Genomic DNA, 1,190 nt, shown 5'->3' with positions numbered 1-1,190 from the left:
GGCATGAGCTTCTTATTGCGTCCAACAGCTGACGGTTACATCAACGCCGAAGTTTCCCGGGCGATCACAACCAAGATCGGCCCTCTGCCGATTTCGTTCGTCGTCTTGGTGCTCTTCGTCATCGGCCTTGAACTCGCCCTCCGACGCACGCGTTGGGGTTGGTCGTTGCGGGCTGCTGGCTCGGACGAAGAGTCAGCGCGTCGCGTTGGCGTCGAGATCAACCGAACGATTGTGCTGGGCTATGTCGCCACATCGGTGTTGACGTTCTTCGGGGCGATCATGCTGATGACGCAGATCGGAGTCGGTGATCCCGCCCAAGGTGTCGCCTACACGCTTTCCAGCATCACGGCAGTTGTGCTTGGCGGGACAAGCTTGCTCGGTGGTCGCGGAACTTTCGTTGGAACCCTGTTGGGGTCAATGCTCATCATTCAGGTGCTCAACGCAACGGTCTTCCTCCGCCTCGACCAGATGTGGCAGTACATCTTGCAGGGCGTCTTGATTCTGGCCGCGGCGATTCTCTACTCAATCGCTCGAACGCGGCGCCGTAAGGCCCAGGGGAGGCGGCGCACGTGATCGCGTCGGGCCGTAGGCCCCGCATCGCTGTCCTCGGCACCGGTGCGAACGGTGCGGGCATCGGTGCCGACCTGACGAACGAAGGCCACGACGTGACGTTGATTGAGCAGTGGCCTGCGCACGTCGAGGCGATGCGCGAGCGAGGGATACGGGTGGAGATGCCCGATCGCTCACAAACCACGGCGGTGCGTGTGTATCACCTCTGCGAAGTGGCCGAAATGCGCGAGCTCTTTGACATCGTCTTCGTGCTGGTCAAGGCCTACGACACTCGTTGGGCTTGCGAACTGATCAGGCCGGTCCTTGCCTCAGACGGATTGGTCATCGGTCTGCAGAACGGCATGGAAGTCAGCCATATGGTTGACATACTCGGCGCCGAGCGTGTGCTCGGTGCAGTGATCGAAATCTCCTCGAACATGTTCGAGCCGGGCGTCGTAGAGCGCCAAAGCCCACCAGAGAAGTCGTGGTTCGCCCTCGGTAGCGTGTCAGAACATACTCGGGGTCGCGAAGAGATGGTGGCCCAGATCCTGCGCGCTGCCGGCACCGTCGATGTGGTCTACGATGTTCTGTCGGCGAAGTGGATGAAGCTTGTCGCGAACGCCGCCGAGCTCGTGCCCTCA

Annotated in this window: 2 protein-coding genes; both read left to right on the top strand. The window is 61.1% G+C overall.

Translation table 11 applies throughout. The features are described from left to right. A partial coding sequence (locus ACN4EK_RS32770) for an ABC transporter permease (protein WP_431662633.1) occupies window positions 1–573 on the top strand: 573 nt, incomplete at its 5' end. Further along, the coding region (locus ACN4EK_RS32765) for a ketopantoate reductase family protein (protein ID WP_431662632.1) at window positions 570–1,190 on the top strand (621 nt) is incomplete at its 3' end. The genes ACN4EK_RS32770 and ACN4EK_RS32765, both read left to right, overlap by 4 nt.

It is taken from the genome of Pantanalinema rosaneae CENA516 (assembly GCF_050753385.1).
Classification (GTDB): domain Bacteria; phylum Cyanobacteriota; class Cyanobacteriia; order Leptolyngbyales; family Leptolyngbyaceae; genus Pantanalinema; species Pantanalinema rosaneae.
Note: the sequence above shows the minus strand (reverse complement) of the source record. Positions and strands in the feature narration are given on the sequence as shown.